An 852-nucleotide genomic window follows, 5' to 3' on the forward strand; every position below is an offset into this window, starting at 1 on the left:
TAAAAAGAAAAACCGCTTAAAAGCGGCTTATTTATGTTCATAATATTGCGTTTTACAGTCTTGTGCAACGGTCACCATTGTTAGCCACAGGCTTTATTTTAAAAGTTCTTCAAATCTTTTCCATTTTTCATTCCCTTTTAATTTAGAAACTTCGTTGACAATTTCCTCTTGCGTTTCTACATCAGGTAAAGGAAATTGAATTTTCATCATTTCGCCTTTTTGTAATTTACCTCCATTCGGTCTTGTTTTTAAGAATCCAAAATCAAGGTTTGCAAAAATTAGTTGAATATATTCTTCTATAAGTTTATCATTTTTAGTTCTTACGATATGAGCGTGATTATTGACCCAAGATTTGCCTTCAATTATGAAAGCGGTGTTTTCTCCTCTTTTCCATTTCGCCCCATCTTCTCCAATTAAAACTAACTTTTCGTCAAAAAGGAAGTCATTTATCATTCCTGTTTTACCTGTTGCTCCATAATAAATATAATCACCACTTCCTCTTTTTGATTTTTTTACAGGCTTTCTCAAATGGTCTAATATTTCGCAAATAGATTCATCTGAAAGGCTTGAAAGAGGATATTTTGTAAATTCTAAATAAGGATTTTCAAGAGATTGCATATAAACTCGATAGTCAAATTTTGTGTCTGTAAAATCGAGCATTTCATTGAAATCCTTTATTTCCACATATTCATCAAGTGATTTTGGTATTGAAATAGTATTACCAAGAAAATTGTTATAAATTAAAGTATTCAGTTTTTCAGGGTTTAACAAGTTTGAGCTCTTCGATCATTTTAAGCGCCATCGGTCCGTGCTCGTCACCATCCAATTCGATATGGCGATCAAAATAGTATT

At 31.8% G+C, this 852-nt stretch carries 1 protein-coding gene and 1 pseudogene; both read right to left on the reverse strand.

What is annotated here, in order from left to right; all coding sequences use genetic code 11:
• Nucleotides 1-93: 93 nt before the first annotated feature.
• A complete protein-coding gene (locus WA338_RS18820; RefSeq protein WP_336094560.1) occupies nucleotides 94-771 on the reverse strand; it encodes a restriction endonuclease subunit S in 678 nt (225 codons plus the stop codon).
• 4 nt (nucleotides 772-775) lie between these two features.
• Nucleotides 776-852 (reverse strand): annotated as a pseudogene (locus WA338_RS18825) (DUF3050 domain-containing protein); the annotation flags it as partial.

This window comes from Leeuwenhoekiella sp. CH_XMU1409-2 (genome assembly GCF_037029365.1).
Lineage (GTDB): Bacteria > Bacteroidota > Bacteroidia > Flavobacteriales > Flavobacteriaceae > Leeuwenhoekiella > Leeuwenhoekiella blandensis.